At 67.6% G+C, this 22,263-nt stretch carries 16 protein-coding genes and 1 tRNA gene; 5 read left to right on the top strand and 12 right to left on the bottom strand.

Going from position 1 to position 22,263, the window contains the following annotated elements; all coding sequences use genetic code 11:
- The first annotated feature begins 3 nt into the window (after positions 1 to 3).
- Positions 4 to 903 carry a LysR family transcriptional regulator gene (locus ACUDTM_RS19080; protein ID WP_088496949.1) on the top strand — a complete coding sequence of 300 codons (900 nt, stop codon included), beginning with the start codon at positions 4 to 6 and terminating at the stop codon, positions 901 to 903.
- 50 nt (positions 904 to 953) lie between these two features.
- Positions 954 to 1,038 (top strand) — tRNA-Leu (locus ACUDTM_RS19075).
- Positions 1,039 to 1,195: 157 nt separating this feature from the next.
- Here ACUDTM_RS19075 and emrB read toward each other — a convergent pair.
- Genes emrB through emrR form a run of 4 tightly spaced genes read right to left on the bottom strand, consistent with a single transcriptional unit; the run spans position 1,196 to position 5,919 of the window.
- A complete protein-coding gene (emrB, locus tag ACUDTM_RS19070; RefSeq protein ID WP_072166793.1) occupies positions 1,196 to 2,785 on the bottom strand; it encodes a multidrug efflux MFS transporter permease subunit EmrB in 1,590 nt (529 codons plus the stop codon).
- 7 nt (positions 2,786 to 2,792) lie between these two features.
- The gene (gene emrA, locus ACUDTM_RS19065; RefSeq protein ID WP_061480663.1) at positions 2,793 to 3,974 is read right to left on the bottom strand and encodes a multidrug efflux MFS transporter periplasmic adaptor subunit EmrA; all 1,182 of its coding nucleotides are present in this window, start codon (positions 3,972 to 3,974) and stop codon (positions 2,793 to 2,795) included.
- Positions 3,975 to 3,985: 11 nt separating this feature from the next.
- The gene (emrC, locus tag ACUDTM_RS19060; RefSeq protein WP_072166795.1) at positions 3,986 to 5,479 is read right to left on the bottom strand and encodes a multidrug efflux transporter outer membrane subunit EmrC; all 1,494 of its coding nucleotides are present in this window, start codon (positions 5,477 to 5,479) and stop codon (positions 3,986 to 3,988) included.
- Complete coding sequence (gene emrR, locus ACUDTM_RS19055; protein ID WP_005415875.1) at positions 5,476 to 5,919, bottom strand: multidrug efflux system transcriptional regulator EmrR; 444 nt, start codon at positions 5,917 to 5,919, stop codon at positions 5,476 to 5,478. Before emrR ends, emrC begins: the two co-directional genes overlap by 4 nt.
- Before the next feature lie 172 nt (positions 5,920 to 6,091).
- Here emrR and ACUDTM_RS19050 point away from each other — a divergent pair, with 172 nt between their 5' ends.
- Together ACUDTM_RS19050 and parC are read left to right on the top strand one after the other, a co-directional pair.
- A complete protein-coding gene (locus ACUDTM_RS19050; protein WP_180884620.1) occupies positions 6,092 to 6,973 on the top strand; it encodes a helix-turn-helix domain-containing protein in 882 nt (293 codons plus the stop codon).
- Between the two features lie 59 nt (positions 6,974 to 7,032).
- Entirely contained in the window at positions 7,033 to 9,276 is a 2,244-nt protein-coding gene (gene parC, locus ACUDTM_RS19045; RefSeq protein WP_111007612.1) for a DNA topoisomerase IV subunit A, read from the top strand.
- A 285-nt stretch (positions 9,277 to 9,561) separates the two neighbouring features.
- Here parC and bfr read toward each other — a convergent pair whose 3' ends face one another.
- Entirely contained in the window at positions 9,562 to 10,050 is a 489-nt protein-coding gene (bfr, locus tag ACUDTM_RS19040) for a bacterioferritin (RefSeq protein ID WP_111202195.1), read from the bottom strand.
- A 123-nt stretch (positions 10,051 to 10,173) separates the two neighbouring features.
- Here bfr and ACUDTM_RS19035 point away from each other — a divergent pair, with 123 nt between their 5' ends.
- Entirely contained in the window at positions 10,174 to 12,501 is a 2,328-nt protein-coding gene (locus ACUDTM_RS19035; protein ID WP_445391456.1) for a penicillin acylase family protein, read from the top strand.
- Positions 12,502 to 12,583: 82 nt separating this feature from the next.
- On the opposite strand, the gene ACUDTM_RS19030 is transcribed toward ACUDTM_RS19035, so the two are convergent.
- The 7 genes from ACUDTM_RS19030 to ACUDTM_RS19000 form a co-directional block, all read right to left on the bottom strand.
- Positions 12,584 to 13,990, bottom strand: coding sequence for a cation:proton antiporter domain-containing protein (locus ACUDTM_RS19030; RefSeq protein ID WP_445391455.1), 1,407 nt, complete (start codon positions 13,988 to 13,990; stop codon positions 12,584 to 12,586).
- A 101-nt stretch (positions 13,991 to 14,091) separates the two neighbouring features.
- The gene (gene asnB / locus ACUDTM_RS19025) at positions 14,092 to 15,783 is read right to left on the bottom strand and encodes an asparagine synthase B (protein WP_445391454.1); all 1,692 of its coding nucleotides are present in this window, start codon (positions 15,781 to 15,783) and stop codon (positions 14,092 to 14,094) included.
- 377 nt (positions 15,784 to 16,160) lie between these two features.
- Positions 16,161 to 17,288 (bottom strand): succinyl-diaminopimelate desuccinylase, encoded by a 1,128-nt coding sequence (gene dapE, locus ACUDTM_RS19020; protein ID WP_445391453.1) that lies wholly within the window; start codon positions 17,286 to 17,288, stop codon positions 16,161 to 16,163.
- Complete coding sequence (locus ACUDTM_RS19015) at positions 17,285 to 17,656, bottom strand: arsenate reductase (protein ID WP_172412123.1); 372 nt, start codon at positions 17,654 to 17,656, stop codon at positions 17,285 to 17,287. The genes dapE and ACUDTM_RS19015 overlap by 4 nt, the downstream gene beginning before the upstream one ends.
- Positions 17,657 to 17,687: 31 nt before the next feature.
- Positions 17,688 to 18,554, bottom strand: coding sequence for a hypothetical protein (locus ACUDTM_RS19010; RefSeq protein ID WP_088496942.1), 867 nt, complete (start codon positions 18,552 to 18,554; stop codon positions 17,688 to 17,690).
- A gap of 2 nt (positions 18,555 to 18,556) precedes the next feature.
- Complete coding sequence (dapD, locus tag ACUDTM_RS19005) at positions 18,557 to 19,636, bottom strand: 2,3,4,5-tetrahydropyridine-2,6-dicarboxylate N-succinyltransferase (protein WP_445391452.1); 1,080 nt, start codon at positions 19,634 to 19,636, stop codon at positions 18,557 to 18,559.
- Positions 19,636 to 22,263, bottom strand: a complete 2,628-nt coding sequence (locus ACUDTM_RS19000; protein WP_111007616.1) for a [protein-PII] uridylyltransferase — start codon at positions 22,261 to 22,263, stop codon at positions 19,636 to 19,638. Before ACUDTM_RS19000 ends, dapD begins: the two co-directional genes overlap by 1 nt.

The following is a 22,263-nucleotide window of genomic DNA, read 5'->3' as shown; positions in this document are numbered from 1 at the left end:
CACATGCGGATGGACATCGCCGACCTGCGCCTGTTCCTGGCAATCGCCGAGGCGGGGAGCATCACTGCCGGCGCAACGCAGGCGAACCTGGCCCTGGGTTCGGCCAGCGAGCGGCTGCGCACGATCGAAGCCGATGCCGGCATCCTGCTGTTGAACCGGCATCCACGTGGCGTCAGCCTGACTGAAGCCGGCGCCGCCCTCGCCCACCATGCACGCCTGATCCTGCAACAGCAGGCGCAGCTGCGCGGCGAACTGCAGGCATTCGCGCAGGGGGCGCGCGGCACCCTGCATCTGTATGCCAACACCGCAGCACTGACCAGCTACCTGCCCTCGCGGCTCGCACCGTGGTTGGCCGAACGCCCCCGCCTGCACGTCGAACTGCTGGAACGCACCAGCCCCGAAGTCGTGCGTGCAATCAGCGCTGGCCAGGCCGAGGCCGGCATCATCAGTGATGCGGTCGACGCCACCGGCCTGCAGCAGCATGTGGTGGCCGAAGATCCGCTGGTGATGCTGCTGCCTGCCGATCACCGGTTTGCATCACTGCGCAGCGTGACCTTCGCCGATGCCGCCGGCGAGACCTTCGTTGCCCTGGCCGATGGCAATGCACTGCAGACCTACATCGAAGACCAGGCGCGCGACATCGGTCGCCGACTGGACGTGCGCATCCGCATGAAGACCTTCGAGGGCGTCTGCATCATGGTCGGCCACGGCATCGGTGTCGGCATCGTGCCGCGGAGCATCGCGCGCCAGCATCGACGCAGTACGCATACCGTTGCGGTGCCGCTTGCCGATGCGTGGGCACAACGCCGCCTGTGCGCCTGTTTCGCCGGGTGGGCGCAGCTGTCACCGGCGATGCGCAGCCTGCTGCACCACCTGGGCGTGCAAGCGCAGAAAAAAGTGTGAAATGTTGTTGACACACTCTCTGCCGTGCCGCACAATTCTTCTCCTGAGTCGCCCAGGTGGCGGAATTGGTAGACGCACTAGTTTCAGGTACTAGCGGGTAAAACCGTGGAGGTTCGAGTCCTCTCCTGGGCACCACGACTCAAGATGATCAAACCCGCGAAAGCGGGTTTTTTCGTTTCCGGGATTCGGGAACCCACACGACCCCGGGATCCATCCACGCATGGCGTGGATCTACCAAAAGAAAAACCCCGCCTTGCGGCGGGGTTTTCTGCGTTTCAACGCCAATGGTCGATCAATGCCCACCGCCCGCGGACGCCGCACCCGCGCCTGCGCCGAACGGCGGCTTGGCCAGCCACAGGAAGGTGATGATCGCCAGGAAGATCCAACCCAGCAGGAAGAAGATGTCGTTGAAACCCATCTGCGATGCCTGGTGGTTGATCATGTTGTTCAGTACCGCTGCGCCGTGCTGCAGGTCGCCCTGCCCCATCGCCGCCACTTGGTCCTGCATGCCCGGCTGATAGGCCGAGATATGCTCGGTCAGGTCGGCATGGTGCACCTGGGTACGCCGCGCCCACAGCCACGTCGTCAGCGAGGCCGCGAAGCTGCCGCCCAGCGTGCGCAGGAACGTCGCCAGGCCAGAGCCCGCCGCGATCTCGCGCCCATCCAGGTCCGACAGCAGGATCTGCAGCACCGGCATGAAGAACAGCGCCACGCCAATGCCCATGATCAGCTGCACGCCGGCCACGTGCATGTAGTCCACCTGCAGGTTGAAGTTCGAGCGCAGGAAGCTGGTCATCGACAGCACGATGAAGGCCACGGTGGCCAGCATCCGCATGTCGAAGCGCGACGCATACTTGCCCACGAACGGCGTCATGATCACCGGCAGGATGCCGATCGGTGCGGTCGCCAGGCCTGCCCAGATCGCGGTGTAGCCCATGTCACGCTGCAGCCACTGCGGAATCAGCAGCGCCACGCTGAAGAACGCCGCGTAGGCCACCACCATTGCCAGCGTGCCGGCACGGAAGTTGCGGTGCCGGAACAGCTTCAGGTCGACGATCGGATCCTTGTCGGTCAGTTCCCAGATCAGGAACACCGTCAGCGTCACCACCGCCACGCAGGCCAGCACCACGATCTTCATCGACGAGAACCAGTCCTCGTCGTTGCCCAGGTCGAGCACCAGCTGCAGCGCGCCGACACCAATCACCAGCGTGATCAGGCCGACGTAGTCCATCTTCGGCTTCTCGATCTGCTCCGGGCGTCCCTTCAGCTGGCTGCCCACCACCAGCGCGGCGAAGATGCCCAGTGGCACGTTGATCAGGAAGATCCATTCCCAGCTGTAGTTGTCGGTGATCCAGCCACCGAGGATCGGGCCGCAGATCGGCGCCACCACCGTGATCATCGCCAGCAGTGCCAATGCCTGCCCGCGCTTCTCACGTGGATAGATCGAGACCAGCAGCGACTGCGTGATCGGGTACATCGGGCCGGCCACGAAGCCCTGCAGCGCACGCGACACCACCAGCATGCCCATGCTCTGCGCAAGGCCGCACAGCAGCGAGGTGATGACGAAGGCCAGGGTCGCCCAGACGAACAGTTTGCGTTCGCCGAAGCGGCGGCTGAGCCAGCCGGTCAGCGGCAGCGCGATGGCCGTGCTGACCGCGAACGAAGTGATGACCCAGGTCGCCTGCTGCGAACTGGCACCGAGGTTACCGGCGATGGTCGGCAGCGAGACGTTGGCGATGGTGGTGTCGAGCACCTGCATGAACGACGCCATCGCCAGGCCTACGGTGCACAGGGCGACGCTGGGCGGCAGGAACCCGGAGGCCGCAGCCGGCGCCGCCGGTGCGCCCGGAGCGCCGGGCGCGGCTGGAGCTTGTGCGGACATGGCGACCTCAGCCCACCTTCGCCTGCTGCTGCGGCAGGTTGCCCTGGATGATCGTGTGGATCACCTCGTCGGCATCATGCAGCTGCTTGGCATACACGTCGGTGTCGAACACCGTGCCCTTGGCCGGGGTGCTCGGCAGCACTTCGCCCTTCTGGTCGCGCAGGCTCACTTCGGCCTTCATCGACAGGCCGATGCGCAGCGGGTGCTCGGCCAGCTGCTTGGCATCGATGGCGATGCGCACCGGTACGCGCTGCACGATCTTGATCCAGTTGCCGCTGGCGTTCTGTGCCGGCAGCAGCGAGAACGCCGAGCCGGTGCCCAGGCCCAGGCTCTGGATGCGCCCCTTGTACTTCACGTCGCCGGCGTACAGGTCCGACTTCAGCTCCACTTCCTGGCCCAGGCGCATGTGGCGCAGCTGGGTTTCCTTGAAGTTGGCCTCGACCCACATCTGCTCGGTCGGCACCACGGCCATCAGGGCATTGCCCGGCTGCACGCGCTGGCCGACCTGCACCGAACGACGGGCGACGTAGCCGGAGACCGGTGCAACGATGCCGGCGCGGGCGTTGTTGAGGAAGGCCTGGCGCAGCTGCGCAGCGGCGGCCTGCACATCCGGCTGGGTGGCGATCACGGTGTCGTCGACCAGCGCGCGGTTGCGCTCGACGGTCTCGCGCGAACCGGCCACGGCCGCTTCGGCCGCGGCCAGCTCGTCGCGGGCGTGGGCCAGTTCTTCGTTGGAGATGGCGCCGGTGGCAGCCAGGTCCTTGCGGCGGGCGTAGTCTTCGCGCACGCGCTTCAGGGTCACCTGGCGGGCGTTCAGGTCCGCCTGCGCGCCTTCTACGCTGCGGTACAGGCCGCGAGTCTGGCGCACGGTCTTGGCCAGGTTGGCTTCGGCCTGCTGCAGCGCCACTGCGGTGTCGGACGGGTCCAGCTGCACCAGCAGCTGGCCGCGCTCCACGCGCATGCCGTCATCGGCATTGATGGCGACCACGGTGCCGGCCACCAGCGGGGTGATCTGCACCTGGTTGCCCTGCACGTAGGCATCGTCGGTCTCTTCGAACCAACGGCCGAACATGAAGTACCACAGCGCCAAAGCGGCAAGCAGCAGCACGACGATCACGAACAGGCCGCGCAGCAGGTGGCCGCGGCGGTTGGGGGCGGCCGGGGCCGCGGTGTCTTGGGTCTGGCTCATGTCGGAGATCTTCAGGAATGCGAGGAATCGGAATGGGAGGCGATCGGTGCGCGGTCGGCGTCAGTGGGCTGGAAACCACCGCCCAGCGCCTTGCTCAGGCGCACCGACGACTGCACCTGCTGCGACTGCAGGCCGGCCAGCTGCTGCTGCGACTGCAGCAGGGTGGACTGCGCGGTCAGCACGTCCAGGTAGCTGCCGATGCCGGCGCGGTAGCGCTGCTGGGCCAGGTCGAAGGCAGCGCGTGCGGTGTCCACCGCCTGCTGCTGCGACTGCGCCTGCTGTGCCAGCGAGCGCACCGCGTTGACCTGGTCGGCCACATCACGCAGCGCATCGAGCACGGTCTGGTTGTAGTTGGCCACCGCCAGGTCGTACTGCGCATCGGTATTGGCCAGGTTGGCGCGCAGCTTCCCGCCCTCGAAGATCGGCAGGCTCAGCGCCGGGCCGATATAGGCAAAGGTGGAGCTGCTCTTCAGCAGGTCGCCCACGTTCGGGGCGACCACGCCGGCCAGCGCGGTCAGGTTGAAGCTCGGGTAGAACTTGGTCTTGGCAACCTTGATCTGCTTGTCGGCCGCTTCAACGCGCCAGCGTGCGGCGACGATGTCGGGGCGGCGGCCAAGCAGCTCGCTGGGCAGCACGCCCGGCAGCTGCAGTGCCACCGGATTCAGCGGCCGCGGGCGCTGGATCGACAGGCCACGGTCCGGGCCCTTGCCGACCAGCGCGGCCAGCGCGGTGCGGGCGGCGTCGATACGCTGCTGGGCGGCCTGCACCTGCTGCTGCGCGGCCGGCACACGGGCCTCGGCCTGGCGCACCTGCAGATCACTGTCGATGCCGGCGCTGCGGCGCTGGCGGGTCAGTTCAAGTGACTTCTGCGAACGGGTCAGCTCTTCCTCGGCCACGTCGTTGAGCTGCCACGCGTAGGCCAGGTCGGCATAGGCCTGGGTGATGCCAGTGGACAGGTTCAGGCGTGCAGCCTGCGCTTCAACGGTGGCGGCGTGCGCACCGTCCACGGCGGCTTCCCAGGCGGCGCGCTTGCCGCCCCACAGGTCCACGCCGTAGCTGAAGTCGAAGGCGACCTGGCTGCTGCCGCCGTAACGGCCACCCATCTCGCTGCCGACCATCGATTCGGGCAGGCGCAGGCCGGTGTAGCCACCGGACACCGACAGGCTCGGCAGTTCGTCGGCACGTGCGGTGCCGACCTGGGCCTGGGCCTGGCGCAGGCGGGCATCGGCGGCGTCGAGGCTCGGGTGGCCGGCCAGGCCCTCTGCGACCAGCGCGTCCAGCTGCGCATCACCCAGTGCCTTCCACCAGTCCTGCGCCGGGAAGCCAGTGGCGCTCAGGTCGGTGTCGGCCAGGGTGCGTTCGCTGTGCAGGCTGTCCACGTCAAGCACGTGGCCCTGCGGGTTGAGGCCACGACTGCTGGCACAGGCGGCCAGGGCCAGGGCCAGCGCTGACACCAGCAGCGCGCGCCCGGACCGGCGGAAAGTGGAATGCGGGATCGGGTTCATGGGGTCGTCAGTGAATCGCGGATTCGGGTAAGGAGGGACAGCAGCAGCGTGCGCTCGTCGGCGGAAAGATCACGCAGGGCGTAATCCATCACCGCGTCGCCACGCAGCTTCAAGCGCGCCCACAGCGCGCGGCCTTCGTCGGTCAGCACGATCTGCAATGCCCGCCGGTCCTGCGCATGCGGTTCGCGGCGGACGCAGCCCAGCGCTTCGAGCTTGTCCAGCAGCCGGGTCACCGCGCTGGGCACCTGATCGATGGCCTGGGCCAGTTCGTTGGCGGTGCACGGCGCCATGTTCGAAAGCACCTTCAACCCGATGTAGTGGGTGAAGCCGATGCCCAGATCTTCTTCAGCCATGGACGCGTCGAGTTGGCGGACCAGGCCGTCGCGCACCTGGCGCAGCAGCAGGCCGAAGCTGGGGGGAGTGGTTGCAGGACAGATCATGGGGGAGCATTCTCTTCCAAAAAAAATATTTCTCAATGGAAATATTTGATCTGACATCGAATGCTGTGTTGCAGCAGTGGGCTGGATCGGTGAAGGCGCCTACCTTAATGACCTGGTCAGGTGGCCCGGTAGTACAATCCAGCCAATGGATGACACATTTCAGCCAGCAGACATGATGAACAAGGCAGAAATCCCTACTCCCAAACGCCTGCTCAGGGACGAAGCACTGGACTGGTTCGAGCGCAACGACGGTCCCCCGGTGGTCGGTTTCCGTTTCGACAGCCCGCAAGGGCTGGTCCGTGAAGTGGATTGGCATCATCACCAGCGCGCGCAGCTGATCTGCGTCGAGCGCGGCCTTCTGACCACCCGTACCTCGCACGGCACCTGGTCGCTGGCGCCGGGCTCGGCCGGCTGGATGCCACCGCTGGAGCCGCACACGGTCACCCTCGACGGCCCCCTGCGTGGCTGGGGCATGGCGCTGGCGGCTCCGGTCTGTGCCACCCTGCCCTCCGATCCCTGCGTGCTGGGCCTGTCCAAGCTGGCGCAGGCGCTCGCCGAGCGCATCTGTGACTGGCCACCGGGCTACGACACCACCTCCGAACGCCAGCACATCATCGAGGTGCTGGTGGACGAGATCCGCACAGCGCCACGCCAGCGCATGCACTTGCCGATGCCGCATGACCGGCGCCTGCTGAAGATCGCCTCGCAGCTGCTGGCCGACCCGTCCGACGAACGCAGCCTGGCGGAATGGGCGCACTGGGCCGGCCTGTCACCGCGCAGCCTGACCCGCCACTTCCGCGACGAGACCACGCTCAGCTTCGCTCAGTGGCGGCAGCAGGCCCGGCTCTCCGAAGCCCTGCGCCAGTTGACCGATGGCCGCAGCGTCGCCGACATCGCCCATGCACTGGGCTTCAGCAGCGCCAGCGCCTTCGTCACCGTGTTCCGCCGCCACTTCGGGCTGCCACCGGGGCGCTACCTGGCGCGGGCCGGCCACGGCCTGGAAACCGGGCTGGACCCTGCACGCGGCTTGGCATCCCCCGCCGCATCCGGATAATCACAGGATTGCGAGCGGCGACCGCCGTCGCCGCCTCCCGACATAGGTAACAACGCCGCATGACCGAACTTGCCCGCCCCGTGTTCCACGGATTCGAACAACTGCCGCTGCGCGAGTACGCCGAACGCGCCTACCTCGACTACTCGATGTACGTGGTCCTGGACCGTGCCCTGCCGTTCATCGGCGACGGCCTGAAGCCGGTGCAGCGCCGCATCATCTATTCGATGAGCGAGCTGGGCCTGAATGCCGCGTCCAAGCCGAAGAAGTCCGCGCGCACCGTCGGTGACGTCATCGGTAAGTACCACCCGCACGGCGACAGTGCATGCTACGAAGCACTCGTGCTGATGGCGCAGCCGTTCTCGTACCGCTACCCGCTGATCGAGGGCCAGGGCAACTTCGGCTCCAGTGACGACCCGAAGTCGTTCGCGGCGATGCGTTACACCGAATCCAAGCTGACCCCGATCGCCGAAGTGCTGCTGGGCGAACTGGGCCAGGGCACCACCGACTGGGCACCGAACTTCGACGGCACCCTGCAGGAGCCGACCTGGATGCCGGCGCGGCTGCCGCACCTGCTGCTCAACGGCACCACCGGCATCGCCGTGGGCATGGCCACCGACGTGCCGCCGCACAATCTCAACGAGATCGTCAGCGCGCTGCTGCACCTGCTGGACAATCCCGACGCCAGCGTGCGCGACCTGTGCGAACACGTGCAGGGCCCGGACTACCCGTCCAGCGCCGAGATCATCACTGCGGCCAATGACCTGCGCAACATCTACGAGACTGGCAACGGCAGCGTGCGTGCACGCGCGACCTTCACCAAGGAAGCCAGCAACATCGTGATCACGGCGCTGCCGTTCCAGGTGTCGCCTTCGAAGGTGATCGAGCAGATCGCCGCACAGATGCGCGCCAAGAAGCTGCCGTGGCTGGAAGACATCCGCGATGAATCCGACCACGCCAACCCGGTGCGCGTGGTGCTGGTGCCGCGTTCGAACCGCGTCGACGCCGACCAGCTGATGGGCCACCTGTTCGCCACCACGGACCTGGAGCGCAGCTACCGCGTCAACCTCAACGTGATCGGGCTGGACGGCCGTCCTCAGGTGAAGAACCTGAAGATGCTGCTCAGCGAATGGCTGACCTTCCGCAGCAACACCGTCACCCGCCGCCTGCAGCACCGCCTGCAGAAGGTCGAGCGCCGCCTGCACCTGCTGGAAGGCCTGCTGGTCGCCTTCCTCAACCTGGACGAGGTGATCCACATCATCCGTACCGAGGACGAACCGAAGGCGGCGCTGATCGCGCGCTTCGGCCTGTCCGAGGAACAGGCCGAGTACATCCTGGAAACCAAGCTGAAGCAGCTGGCCCGCCTGGAAGAGATGAAGATCCGCGGCGAGCAGGACGAGCTGGCCAAGGAACGCGAGAAGATCCTCGGCATCCTCGACAGCAAGGCCAAGCTGAAGAAGCTGATCCGCGACGAACTGACTGCCGACGCCAGGAAGTTCGGCGACGCACGCCGTTCGCCGCTGGTGCAGCGTCAGGCGGCGCAGGCCATCGACGAGACCGAGCTGGTGCCGAGCGAGCCGATGACCGTGGTGCTGTCGGAGAAGGGCTGGATCCGTGCCGCCAAGGGCCACGACGTCGATGCATCTGCCCTGTCCTACCGTGAAGGCGACGGACTGCAGGGCGCGGTGCGCGCACGCAGCACCCAGCAGGTCGCGTTCCTCGACAGCGAGGGCCGCGCCTACTCGACGCCGGTGCACACCCTGCCCTCCGCGCGTGGCAACGGCGAGCCGCTGACCGGCCGCTTCTCGCCGGCACCGGGCACCAGCTTCGTGACCCTGGCCAGCGCCGAGCCGGACACCCGCTTCGTGCTGGCCTCCAGCCACGGTTATGGCTTCGTCACCCGCTTCGAGAACCTGATCGGCCGCAACAAGGCCGGCAAGGCGATGCTGAACCTGTCGTCCGGCTCGTCGGTGCTCACCCCGTCGATGGTCGCCAACGTGGCCACCGACCGCATCGTGGCGGTGACCAGTTCCGGCAACCTGCTGGCGATCGCCGCCAACGACCTGCCGGAACTGGACAAGGGCAAGGGCAACAAGATCATCGAGATCCCGAAGGCCAAGCTCGCCACCGAACGCGTGGTCGCCATCGTGGCGATCAGCCCGGGGCAGACCCTGCAGGTGCGCAGTGGCCAGCGCACGATGGGGCTGAAGTTCAACGAGCTCGACGCCTACCTCGGCGCCCGCGCCACCCGCGGCCACCTGCTGCCGCGCGGCTGGCAGAAGGTGGAAGGGTTGTCGGTGGAGTGAGGAGCACGGGGGTCGGATCCCTTTCCACCGGAAAGGGCTCTGACCCCGGACACGAAAAAGCCGGGGCATTCCCCGGCTTTTTCGTTGTCGGCTGGCAGGCGGTGGAGCGGCTGGCGGGCGAAGGCTGGCTGGCGGTGCTCCGGTGCTGGCGGGCGACAGAACGCTGTACTTCTTCTGGTAGAGCCGACCGCTGGTCGGCTGCATTTCGCAGAGCAGCCGACCAGCGGTCGGCTCTACCGGAACGCAGCCGAGCATTGGCTCGGCTCTACAAAAAGCGGTGCCGGCTCAGTGCGCCGCGGCGCCGGTGCCGTCGATCTTGCTCAGCTGGTACAGCTCCAGGCCGATGCGCTTGATCAGGCCCAGCTGCTGTTCCAGCCACCAGGCATGGTCTTCTTCGGTGTCCTTCAGCTGCGCCAGCAGGATGTCGCGGCTCACGTAGTCGCCCTTCTCCTCGCACAGCTTCATGCCGGCGGCCAGATTGTTCCGAACCGCGTATTCAGTGTCGAGATCCTTCTGCAGCATCTCCTCCACGGTCTTGCCCGGCTCGGTGGCATGCGGGCGCATGTCCGGGTCGCCCCCCAGGAACAGGATCCGGCGCAGCAGCGCATCGGCATGCTGGGTTTCCTCTTCCATCTCGTGGTTCAGGCGTTCGTACAGCGCGAACAGGCCCTGGTCCTCGTAGCGGCGGGAGTGGATGAAGTACTGGTCGCGGGCAGCGAGCTCGCCGCGCAGCAGTTCCTTCAGGCAGGCGATGACGTCCGGGTTGCCTTTCATGGGGGGCTCCTGTGAATCGATGCGGCATAGGGTGCCGCATTTCAAAATACGGTGATCTAATCGGAATCAGTCGCAGTTGCGCCTGCGGCTACAATCGGCCCACGAGTTCGGAAAGGACGTGCGATGCGACGTACATGGCGTTGGGTGCTGGGCGTGTTGGTCGCCATCGTGCTGGTCACCGCACTGGTCCTGTGGCTGCTGCTGCGCGGCAGCCTGGCCGACCTGGACGGCGAGCATGCGCTGCCCGGTCTGGCCAGGCCGGTCACCATCGAGCGCGATGCGCTGGGCGTGGTCACCATCACCGCCACCAGCCAGGCCGACGCGATGCGCGCATTGGGCCGCGTGCATGCGCAGGAACGCTATTTCGAGATGGACCTGATGCGCCGTAGCGCCGCCGGCGAACTGTCCGCACTGTTTGGCCCGAAGGCGATCGATGCCGACAAGCGCATGCGCGTGCATCGGCTGCGCGCGCGCACCGAGGCGAACATGCAGGCTGCGCTGGGCGACAACGTCGACGCCGTGAGCGCCTATGTCGGTGGGGTCAATGAGGGCCTGGCCGGCCTCTCCGTGCGGCCATGGGCCTACCTGCTGCTGCGGCAGTCGCCGCAACCGTGGCAGGCCAGCGACAGCGTGCTGACCGGGCTGGCCATGTACGCCGACCTGCAGGACCCCGGCAACCAGACCGAGCTTGCACTGAGCCGCATCCGCGCAGTGGTGCCGCCGGCGCTGTACGCATTGATCGCCCACGACGGCACGGAATGGGATGCGCCGCTGTCCGGCGAACCCACCGGCAACGCCACGCTGCCCGATGCCAGCCAGCTGGACCTGCGCACGCTGAAGGGAAAGCCGGGCACCGGGCAGGAAGAGGCCGATGTCATCGGCAGCAACAACTTCGCCGTGGCCGGCGCGCTCACCGCCGACGGTCGCGCGATCGTCGCCGACGACATGCATCTCGGCCTGCGCGCGCCGGGTCTGTGGTTCCGCGTGCGCCTGCGCTACCCCGACCCGCAGGCCGCGGGCGGACAGGTCGACGTCACCGGCTTCTCGCTGCCTGGCCTGCCGGCGGTGATCGTCGGCAGCAACGGCCACGTCGCCTGGGGCTTCACCAACAGTTACATAGACACTGCCGATTACCGCACTGAACCAGCCAACGCCGCAGTGACCGTGCATGAAGAGCGGATTGCGGTGGCCGGCCGGGCGGATGTGCTGTTCCCGGTACGCGAAACCGCCTGGGGGCCGATCCTGCACACGCATGCCGATGGCAGCGGCGACGCGCTGCGCTGGGTCGCCCAGCTGCCCGGTGCGGTGCGCCTGGACTTCGGTGACCTGGCCCGCGCCGGTGACCTGGACGCGGCCCTGCAGTTCGCCGACCACGCCGGCATTCCCGCACAGAACCTGGTGGTCGGCGACCGCAGCGGACGCATCGCCTGGCGCCTGATCGGCGCCCGCCCCGACCGCGGTCCGGGCTGCGCGCCGGCCGGCTTCAACGCCGCCCACAACCAGGACTGCGCCCCCTGGCCGATCCGCAGCGACGCCTCGCCGGCATTGATCGACCCACCGAACCATCGCCTGTGGACCGCCAACGGCCGCGTCCTCGACGGCGAGGCACTGGCCAATGTCGGCAACGGTGGTTATGACCTTGGCGCCCGTGCGCGGCAGATCCGCGACCTGCTGGCGATCCAGGAGCGCTTCGACGAACACGACCTGCTGGCGATCCAGCTCGACGATCGCGCGGTGTTCCTGCAGCGCTGGTGGGCGCTGCTGCACGACGTCATCGAACGCAGTGACGACCCTGCACTGAAGCGCATGAAGGAGGCCAGCCATCAATGGGACGGCCGTGCCTCGGCCAGCTCGGTCAGCTACCGGGTGGTGCGTGAGTTCCGTACGCAGGTGATGAAGACACTGTCCGATGCACTGCTGGCACCGGCCAATGCGCAGCTGGGCGATGACTATCTGGAGCCGCGCCTGGCGCAGCTGGAAGGGGTGGCCTGGCCGATGCTGCAGCAGCGGCCGGCCAATCTTCTGCCACCGGCCTTCGACAGCTGGGATGCACTGCTGATCGACGCCGCACGCCGTACCGAGAGCGAGCTGACCAGGCAGGGACCGCTGGCCAAACGGAGCTGGGGCGAACGCAACACCGCGGCGATCTGTCATCCCATCGCACGGGCGCTGCCGGACATCGCCAAACGCTGGCTGTGCATGCCGGCCGACCACCTGCCCGGCGACCGCGACATGCCGCGCGTGCAGACGCCGAACTTCGGCGCTTCCGAGCGCATGGTGGTTTCGCCGGGCCACGAGGCCGACGGCATCGTGCACATGCCCGGCGGCCAGAGTGGGCATCCACTGTCGCCCTACTGGGGTGCCGGCCACGAAGACTGGGTGCATGGCCGGCCGACGCCGTTCCTGCCGGGCAAGGCGCAGCACACCATGACGCTGGTGCCAGCGCGGTAGTGCCGGCCGCTGGCCGGCATCCATGCAGGTGCATCCAGCATCATGAGGTTGCCGGCCAGCGGCCGGCACTACCGTTCAACGCTCAGCCCCTGCGCCGCTCGATCAGGTTCAACAGTGGCCCGGTCATCGCCGTTGTCACCAGCGCCATGATCACCAGCACCGCGAACAGCCGGTCACCGAGCAGGCCAAGTTCGTAACCCAGGTTGAGCACGATCAGCTCCATCAGGCCACGGGTGTTCATCAGTGCACCCAGCCGCCACGCCTCACGGGTGGGCATGCCGGCACTGCGTGCGGCACTGAAGGTGCCCAGCAGCTTGCCGGTCGTCGCTACCGCGATCACCACCACGCACAACAGGACATCGCTGGCCTGCAGCGTATCGGCGCGCATGCGCAGCCCGGTCATGGCGAAGAACAGCGGCAGCAGCAGCGTCACCGCGAACGGTTCGACGCGCGCCATCAGCAGCTCGCGCAACTGCACATTTGACGACACCGCCACGCCAGCCGCGAACGCACCGAACAGCGCATGGATGCCGAGCATCTCGGTGACCAGGGCACTGGCCAGCGACAGCAGCAGGATGCCGAGCAGCCAGCGTCCCTCACGACCCGGCGCGATCTGCTGGCGGGCGAACCACGGCTTCACCAGCCCCAGCATCAGCGCCACGAAGGCGACTACGCACAGCAGGTTGAGGCTGGCCGGCAGCCATCCGCTGGCCTGTGCAGCCGCCACGATCAGCGCCAGCAGGCACCACGCGGTGGCATCACCCAATGCAGCGCAGGCAATCGCGGTCTGCCCCAGTGGCGCCTGCGTGATACCGCGGTCGGCAAGGATGCGCAGCAACACAGGGAAGGCCGTGATGCTCATCGATATGCCAACGAAAAGTGCGAATGCGGTGAAGCCCACGCCCTGCGGACCGTGCTGCGGGTACAGCCAGATCGCCAGGGCGACGCCAAGCACGAACGGCACCGCAATGCCGGCATGGCTGACCGTAAAGGCAAAACGCCGGCGTCCACGCAGCGCCGCCAGGTCCAGCTCGGCACCGGCCACCAGCAGGAACATCAGCACACCCAACTGGCTGAGCATGCCCAGCGGGCCCAGCGAGCTGGGCGGGAACAGGGCTCCATGCAGCGGCGGCAACAGGCTGCCGAGCATCAATGGGCCCATCATCAGGCCGGCGGCCATCTCGCCGATCACCGCCGGTTGTCCAAAGTGCTTGAGCAGCGCGCCTGCGCCCTTGGCCACCAGCAACAGCACCAGCAGCTGCAGCAGGAACAGGCCCAGCGGCGACGCCAGATGCTGCACCCAGGTGGCTTCGGCCGTGGCCGTGGCCGTGGCCGTGGCCGTGGCGCGGGCAACAGCCTCGGGCGCCGCCGGCCCGGCATAACGGGCCAGCAGCACGCCAGCCAGCAGCGGGACCCCGGCCCAGGCCAGGTAGCGCCATCCCCACTTCGTCGGTGGCGCCGGGCCCCCGCTGTGTACGTCCATGAACATTCCCCAATGTGCAGGGGGGCGATCATACAAAAAGGGGACGGAGGGGATTAAGTCGTTAGTGGCACAAGCGCCCCGGTCCCGCTCCGTCCCTTTTTCGGGGCTTACGCCAGTGCCTGCTCGTGCACGCCAGCGATCACGCGCCCCGACGGATCTGCAGCTGCGGCGAAGCTGGCATCCCACGCGATCGCCGCCGGCGACGAGCAGGCAATGGACTTGCCACCCGGCACGGTCTCGGCGGCCGCACGGCTCGGGAAGAACTGCTCGAACAGATGACGATAGTAGTAGGCCTCCTTGGTCTGCGGCGGGTTGTGCGGGAAGCGCTTGTCGGCCGCTGCCAGCACACGGTCGCTCACCTGAGCTTCGGCATGCGCCTTCAGCCCGTCGATCCAGCCATAGCCAACGCCATCGCTGAACTGCTCCTTCTGCCGCCACAGGATGCTGTCCGGCAGGTAGCCTTCGAACGCCTCGCGCAACACCGCCTTCTCGATGCGGCGGCCACCAAAGCCCGCACCGACCATCTTGTGCGCGGCGTCGAAGCGCATCGCCACATCGAGAAATTCGCGATCCAGGAACGGCACACGCGGCTCCACGCCCCAGGCCATCATCGACTTGTTGGCGCGCAGGCAGTCGTAGTTGTGCAGCGCGTCGAGCTTGCGTACCAGTTCGTCGTGGAATTCACGCGCATCCGGCGCCTTGTGGAAATACAGGTAGCCACCAAAGATCTCGTCGCTGCCCTCGCCGGAAAGCACCATCTTCACCCCCATGGCCTTGATCCGCCGTGCCAGCAGGAACATCGGCGTCGATGCGCGGATGGTGGTGACGTCGTAGGTTTCGATATGGCGGATCACTTCCGGCAGTGCATCAAGGCCCTCCTCGAACGTGTACTCGAAGCCGTGATGCACGGTGCCCAGCGCTTCGGCGGCGATTGCAGCGGCGGCCAGATCGGGAGAGCCCTTCAAGCCGATTGCGAACGAGTGCAGGCGCGGCCACCAGGCTTCGGTCTGCCCCCCATCCTCGATGCGACGGCGTGCATAGCGCGCGGCCACCGCCGCCACCAGCGACGAGTCCAGGCCACCAGACAGCAGCACGCCGTACGGCACATCGCTCATCAGCTGGCGTTCCACCGCATGCTCGAAGGCCTGGCGCAGCTCGGCCAGATCGGCCTGGCGACCCTGCACGTCAGCGTAGTCGCGCCACGGCTGCTGGTAGTAGCGCACCAGCTCACCGCTGGCACTGTCGAAATAGTGGCCCGGCGGGAACTGCGCGACGTCGGCACAGGTATCGACCAGTGCCTTCATTTCCGAGGCCACTCGCAGACGTCCCTGGGCATCGTGGCCCCAGTACAGCGGCACCACGCCGACCGGGTCGCGCGCCACCAGCACACGACCGGCACCACGGTCCCACAGCGCGAACGCGAAGATGCCATTGAGCTGCTCCAGCCACTGCGCCGGCGAAGCGCCCTGGCGGTACAGCGCATTGATTACTTCACAGTCCGAACCGGTCTGGAAGTCATAGGCGGTGGTCAGTGCGGCCTTCAGTTGCTGGTGGTTGTAGATCTCGCCGTTGACCGCCAGCGCCAGCTGGCCGTCGGCCGACAGCAGCGGTTGCGAGCCGCCGGCCGGGTCGACGATGGCCAGCCGCTCGTGGACCAGCAGCGCACCTTCGTCAAGATACACGCCGCTCCAGTCCGGGCCGCGGTGGCGCTGGCGCTGCGACAGTTCCAGCGCATGGCGGCGCAGGGCCGGAAGATCGTCACCGGCCTGCAGGCCGAAGATTCCGAAGATCGAACACATGGGGGAGCTCCTGTTGGGGGAATTTCACGGGTGGGAGGGTGTTCGACCGGCCATCCAGGCCCGGGTGGGGCTGCGCCCGGGCACAAAAAAAACCCGCATCGACCGATGCGGGTTTTCTGGTGTCCGGGCGTGTGTTGCTGTCTATCTACCCAGGGCGCAGTCCCGCATCGGCCGCGCACGATTATTCGCGCGCAGATTATTGCGGTTGTTGTTATTGACGGCGGTGGCCAGGCGGATCGACATGGCATCGACCCTACCCCGGTTTCCGGCACGGCGCAACCGTTGCGTTGGCAACCAGGTGAAGGTGTGCCGACCAACGGTCGGCACCCAGCAGTCGGCCCACAGGGGTAGCGCCGGGCCGTGCCCGGTGCCATGCCTCACACCAGCAGCCGCTCCACCAGCCGCTGGTACAGCCCCGGCAGTGCCTCCAGATCGTCCACGCGCACGTTCTCGTCCACCTGGTGGATGCTGGCGTTGACCGGCCCCACTTCGATGCACTGCGCGCCCAATGGCGCGATGAAGCGCGCATCGGACGTGCCGCCGCCAGTGCTTTCCTCCGGTGCACGGCCGATGTGCTCGGCCAGCACCGCGCGCGCGGTGGCGCGCAGCGTGCCTTCCGGGGTGTAGAACGGTTCGCCGCTGCGATGCCACTTCAGCGTGTACTGCAGGGCATGCCGATCCAGCAGCGCGGTGATCTCCGCTTCCAGTTTCGGCGCATCCCAGTGCGGGTTGTAGCGGATGTTGAAATCCACTTCGAGCTCGCCGGGAATCACATTGTTGGCGCCCGTACCGGCATGGATGTTGGAGACCTGCAGGCTGGTCGGCGGGAAACTCTCGTAGCCGTCATCCCAGCGCCGTGCGCTCAACTCGGCCAGGGCGGGCGCCGCCTGGTGGATCGGGTTGCGCGCCTTCTCCGGGTACGCCACATGGCCCTGTACGCCCTGCACCCGCAGCTTGGCCGACAGGCTGCCACGACGACCCACGCGCAGCAGGTCACCGAGCGTCGCGGTCGACGACGGCTCGCCGGTGATGCACCAGTCGATGCGTTGGCCGCGCTCGGCGAACAGCCGTGCGACGTGGCGCACGCCATCGATGGCATCGCCCTCCTCGTCGCTGGTCACCAGCACCGCCAGCGTGCCGGGGTGATCGGGATGCGCGGCAACGAACTGCTCGGCCGCCACCACGAACGCCGCCACGCTGCCCTTCATGTCGGCGGTGCCGCGACCATACAGCACGCCATCACGGATCGTCGGCGTGAAAGGATCACTGGTCCAGGCCTCGCGCGGCCCCGTCGGCACCACGTCGGTATGGCCCAGCAGCACCAGTACCGGCGCGCCCTGGCCATGGGTCGCCCACAGGTTGTCGACCTCGCCCAGCCGCAGGTGATCGCACTGGAACCCGGCCTGCTTCAAGCGTGCCGCCAGCAGTGCCTGGCAGCCGGCATCATCGGGCGTCACCGAGGGCCGTGCGATCAGCTCGCAGGTCAGGTCGAGGACCGCGCTCACGCGTCACCCACGCCGAAGCGGGCCTTGAAGCCATTGTCACTGAAACCCTGGCTGACCGTGCCGTCGGCGGTGACCACCAGCGGGCGCTTGATCAGCTGCGGGTACTCGCGCAGCAGCAGCTTCCATTCGGCCTCGGAATCGGCGGCCTTGCGGTTGTCCGGCAGCTGCCGCCAGGTGGTGGAGGACCTGTTGACCATCGCGGCCAGGCCACCCAGCTGCTCAGCCCACGCCAGCAGTGTTTCCGGGCTCGGCTTGTTGTCGCGGTAGTCAACGAAGGTGTACGGCACGCCGAAGCGGTCCAGCCACTTGGTCGCCTTCTTGCAGGTATCGCAGTTCTTCAAACCGTAGACAGTGGTGCTCATGGCCATCTGAGATGCTGGAAAACAGAGGCCCAGAATCTCACAACAGGCGCTCGGACACGACCCGGAACGGTACCCTTGGCAGCCGGAAGGCCAGCCCCTCGTGCAGCGCCACGTCCATCGCCTGCAGGCGCGGGCACTGCAGTTCGCCTTCCAGCTGCAGCGGCTGCAGGCTGTCGACATCCACCGGCAGCGCGATGCGGGTGCTGGCCCAGCGCCGGTCACAGGTGCGCGCAACGGCCTCATCCTGGCAGGTCAGGAAGCGCAGCAGGGCCTGATGGCCACTGAAGGCCCCCCGCCACGCCCCGTCCTCCCAGCCCGCAGCGGCCCGCCACCGCAGGTGCAGCGCAGGCGCACTCCCCTGCCCGCCTTCGATCAGGGTGTACCCATCGCCATCGGCGCGCACCACATGCTCGAAGCGCGTGGGCAGGTGGGGCTGCATGGCATCGCTGAAAGCGCGCGCGCCGGCGACGAAGGCCAGCTGGTCCATCATGTTGCGATCGAACAGCACCACCGGGGTCCCGCCCGGATCATCGTCACGGCGCAGGTACCAGCGCCAGTTGCTCTGCCTTGGCGACGGCATCAAGCAGCGCAACGGTCCCGCCAGCACCGGCCCGAAATGGCCATGGCGATAGCTGAGAACGGTATAAGGCGTGCGTCCAGCATGGACCACGTAGTGGTGGCCAGGTGGCGCTGGCGGGGCATGGCGCACATCGACCCACCAGCTCGCGTAGACCACGTCGCGCACGTCGCTGGCCAGCACCGGCATCGGCCAGCGCCGCGACAGTGCCCGGCGCAACCGGGTCCAGCGCGGAGCGTGCAGCAGGCGCGGCAGCATCCGTCCGAACGCGTTGTCGGACGGATGCAGGTAGATCGCGGACTGCGCCAGGTCCTCCGGCGCACTCACCTTCAGTCGGCCAGGCCGCGCAGCAGGTCGTTGACGCTGGTCTTGCTGCGGGTCCTGGCATCAACCTGCTTGACGATCACCGCGCAGTACAGCGAGTGGGTACCGTCCTTGCTCGGCAGCGAGCCGGACACCACCACGCTGTACGGCGGGATGTAGCCGTAGCTGATCTCGCCGGTGGCGCGGTTGTAGATGCGGGTGCTCTGGCTGAGGAACACGCCCATGCCGATCACGCTGTGGTGGCCGACCACCACGCCTTCCACCACTTCCGAGCGCGCACCGATGAAGCAGTGGTCCTCGATGATGGTCGGGCTGGCCTGCAGCGGTTCCAGTACGCCGCCGATGCCGGCACCGCCGGACAGGTGGCAGTGCTGGCCGATCTGCGCGCAGGAACCGACGGTGGCCCAGGTGTCGACCATGGTGCCTTCGCCTACGTAGGCGCCGATGTTGGTGAAGCTCGGCATCAGCACTACGTCCTTGCCGAAGTACGTGCCGCGGCGGGCGATCGCACCGGGCACCACGCGCACGCCGCTCCGGCGGAACTTCGCTTCGTCGTAGCCGGCGAAGCGCGATTCGACCTTGTCCCAGAACGGTGCCGGTCGTGCATCGACCACCGCCATGTCGTTGACGCGGAAATACAGCAGCACGGCCTTCTTCAGCCACTCGTTGACCTTCCAGCCGCCTTGGCCGTCCGGCTCGGCGACGCGGAATTCACCGCTCTCGAGACCGTCGATCACGCGGTTGACCAGCGGCCTGGTCGAGCCTTCCAGCTCATGCAGGGTCAAGGTGGCGCGGCGCTCGAAGGCGCTCTCGATGCCGAACCTGAGTTCTTCCACGCCGGGTGCCGACGGCTTGCGCAGCGACTTGCGGGCGATGGTTTCGGCGCGGACGGCTTCGGCGCTCTTGGCCGGGGCCGGCTTCTTCACAGCACGCTTGACCGCAGCCGTTTTCTTCGCCGGGGCCTTCACCGCGGCGGCCTTCTTCGGCGCAGTGGCCTTCTTTGCGGCCGGTGCGGCTGCAGCAGGTTTCCGGGCCGCTGCGCTCTTGGGGGTCGCGGCGGTCTTCTTGGCGGGCTTGGTGGCCATCAGGCGGGGTCTCCGGCGTTTCGATCAGGGTCCAGGCAGGCCAGCATTGCGTCATGCAGCTGCTGCCGGGCAGGTTCAGTCAGGGGTAGGTCGTGTTCGTCACTGATCACGAAGGTGTCTTCGGCGCGCTCGCCGAACGTGGCAATGCGCGCATCATGCACGCGCAGGCCCTGGTTGCGCAGCACGAACGCCACATCGGCCAGCAGGCCGGGACGGTCGGGAGCGACCAGGGCAAAACGGGTTGCGCCCGGTTCATCGCGGAACTCGATGCGCGGGGCGAAGCGGAAGTGCCGCAGTTGCCGCGGTACCACACGGCGCGACGGCCGCAGGCGCGACAGGTCACCACTGAGTGCCTCGCGCAGCGCCGCCTCCAGGTTGGCACTGCTGCCATCGGCAAACGTGTCGGCCGGGTTCACTTCGAAGGTATCGAAGATGGTATCGGCCGGACCGTCCAGCACGCGTGCGCGGTGAATGCCATAGCCCTTGCGGTCCAGGGTCATCACGATCGCGGCGAACAGGCCGTCGCGGTCGGGCGAGTGCACGAACACTTCCAGCGCCGGGTCATCCACACTGATCCGGCGCACCTTCACCAGCACCTGGCCCTGCTTCACCGGCACCAGCGCGGCTGCCTGCCAGGCCAGCTGCTCGGGGCGCAGACGAATGAAGCCCTCATCCGGCATCACCGCGAACTGGCGATCGATGGTGGCGTCGTCGTAACCCTGCTCGCGCACCAGTGCGCGCACGCTGTCACGTGCCTCGGCCACGCGTTCGGCGGCCGGTACCGGATGCTCCAGCCCCTCGCGCAGCGCGCGCCGGGTGGCGAAGTACAGGTCGGCCAGCAGGCGGTCCTTCCAGGCATTCCACAGCTTCGGGCTGGTGCCGGCGATGTCGGCACAGGTCAGCAGGTACAGGTAGTCCAGGCGGTCGCGGCTGCCGACCAGGGTGGCGAAGCGATGGATCACTACCGGATCGGCGATGTCCTGCTTCTGCGCGGTCACCGACATGCGCAGATGCTGTTCGACCAGCCATGCCACCAGCTCGGTATCGGTGCCACTGAGCGCATGCGCCTGGCAGAACGCACGCGCGTCCACCGCACCCAGCTCCGAGTGGTCGCCGCCGCGGCCCTTGGCGATGTCATGGAACAGGCCGGCCAGCAGCAGCAGTTCCGGCTTGCGCAGGCGGGGCCACACTTCGTGCGCGATCGAGAAGCGTTCGTCGGCACGGCTGCTGGCGAACTGGCCGATGTTGCGCAGGACCATCAGCGTGTGCTGGTCGACCGTATAGACATGGAACAGGTCGAACTGCATGCGCCCGCTGACCTGGGCAAACGCGGGGATCCACTGGCCAAGCACACCCAGCCGCGCCATGCGCGAAAGCGTGTCGACCGGACGCTGGCCGCGCAGCAGGGACAGGAACTGCTCGCGTGCATCGGCATCGGCCTGGTCGTAGGCCGGCAACAACGGCAGCGCTTCGGCCAGCGCGCGCGCGGTCAGCGAATGCAGGCCTCGCACCTGTGGATTGTTGGCCCAGCTGGAAAACAGGGCGAACACCTGGCCGATGTCACCGCGCGGCCAGTCGGCCTCGTTGGCGGCCAGGTAGCCGCGGCGCAGGGAGAAGCCCACGGTCAGCGGTTCCGGCTGGGCCTCGCCATCGAACTGCTCCTCGAAGCGCTGCAGCAGGCGGTCGCTGATCCGGCGCACCACCAGCGCGGCGCGGTAGAAGCCCTGCATCATTTTCTCGACACCGAGATTCTCGGCATCGTCTTCGAAGCCCAGGCGCGCGGCCAGGGTCTTCTGGTAATCGAAGCGCAACCGTTCTTCCGGGCGGCGCGCGACCAGGTGCAGGCCGAAGCGCAGCCGCGCCAGCACCGCACGCTCGCGCTTCAGCGCAGCCGCTTCGTCGGCGCCCAGGTGGCCCAGGCCGACCAGCGCTTCCAGGTCGCGTACGCCGAAGGCGCGCAGCGCCATCCAGCCCAGCGTGTTGAGATCGCGCAGGCCGCCGGGACCATCCTTGAGATCCGGCTCCAGGTTGTCGGCAGTGTCGCCGAAGCGCTGGTGGCGGTTGCGCAGCTCTTCCAGCTTGGCCAGGAAAAAGGCACGCGCCGGCCACAGCTCACGGTCGTCGATGGCCTCGCGCAGCGCACGGCGCGCTGCATCATCGGCCAGGATCGGACGCGCCTCGATCAGCGCGGTCAGCACGGTCTGGTCAGCCGCCGCCTCGCGGCACTGCAATGCAGAACGCACCGCATGGCTGACCGCCAATCCGCAGTCCCACAGCAGCGCGAACAGGCGTGCCAATGCCGCTTCGTGCGCCCGTTGTGCGGGCGGGTCGCCGAACACCAGCAGGTCGATGTCCGAACGCGGAAACAGTTCACCCCGGCCATAGCCACCGACCGCGAACAGCGACAGGCCGCTGTCGGCCGGCAGGCAACGCTGCCAGGCCAAGCGGATCAGATGGTCGGCCGCGCGCGCCCGCAGCGCCAGCAGGCGCTCGATGTTGTCGCCCTGGTCGAAGCGGCGATACAGGCGCGCGTCGGCCTGCTGCAGCGCCTGGCGCGCGGCAGCAGCCCAATCCGGGTCGTTGAGCGACGCGGCCGGCGTGTCCAGCAGCGAACTCGCCGGCAGCAT

Source organism: Stenotrophomonas maltophilia group sp. vghtpe118 (genome assembly GCF_052605195.1).
Note: the sequence above shows the minus strand (reverse complement) of the source record. Positions and strands in the feature narration are given on the sequence as shown.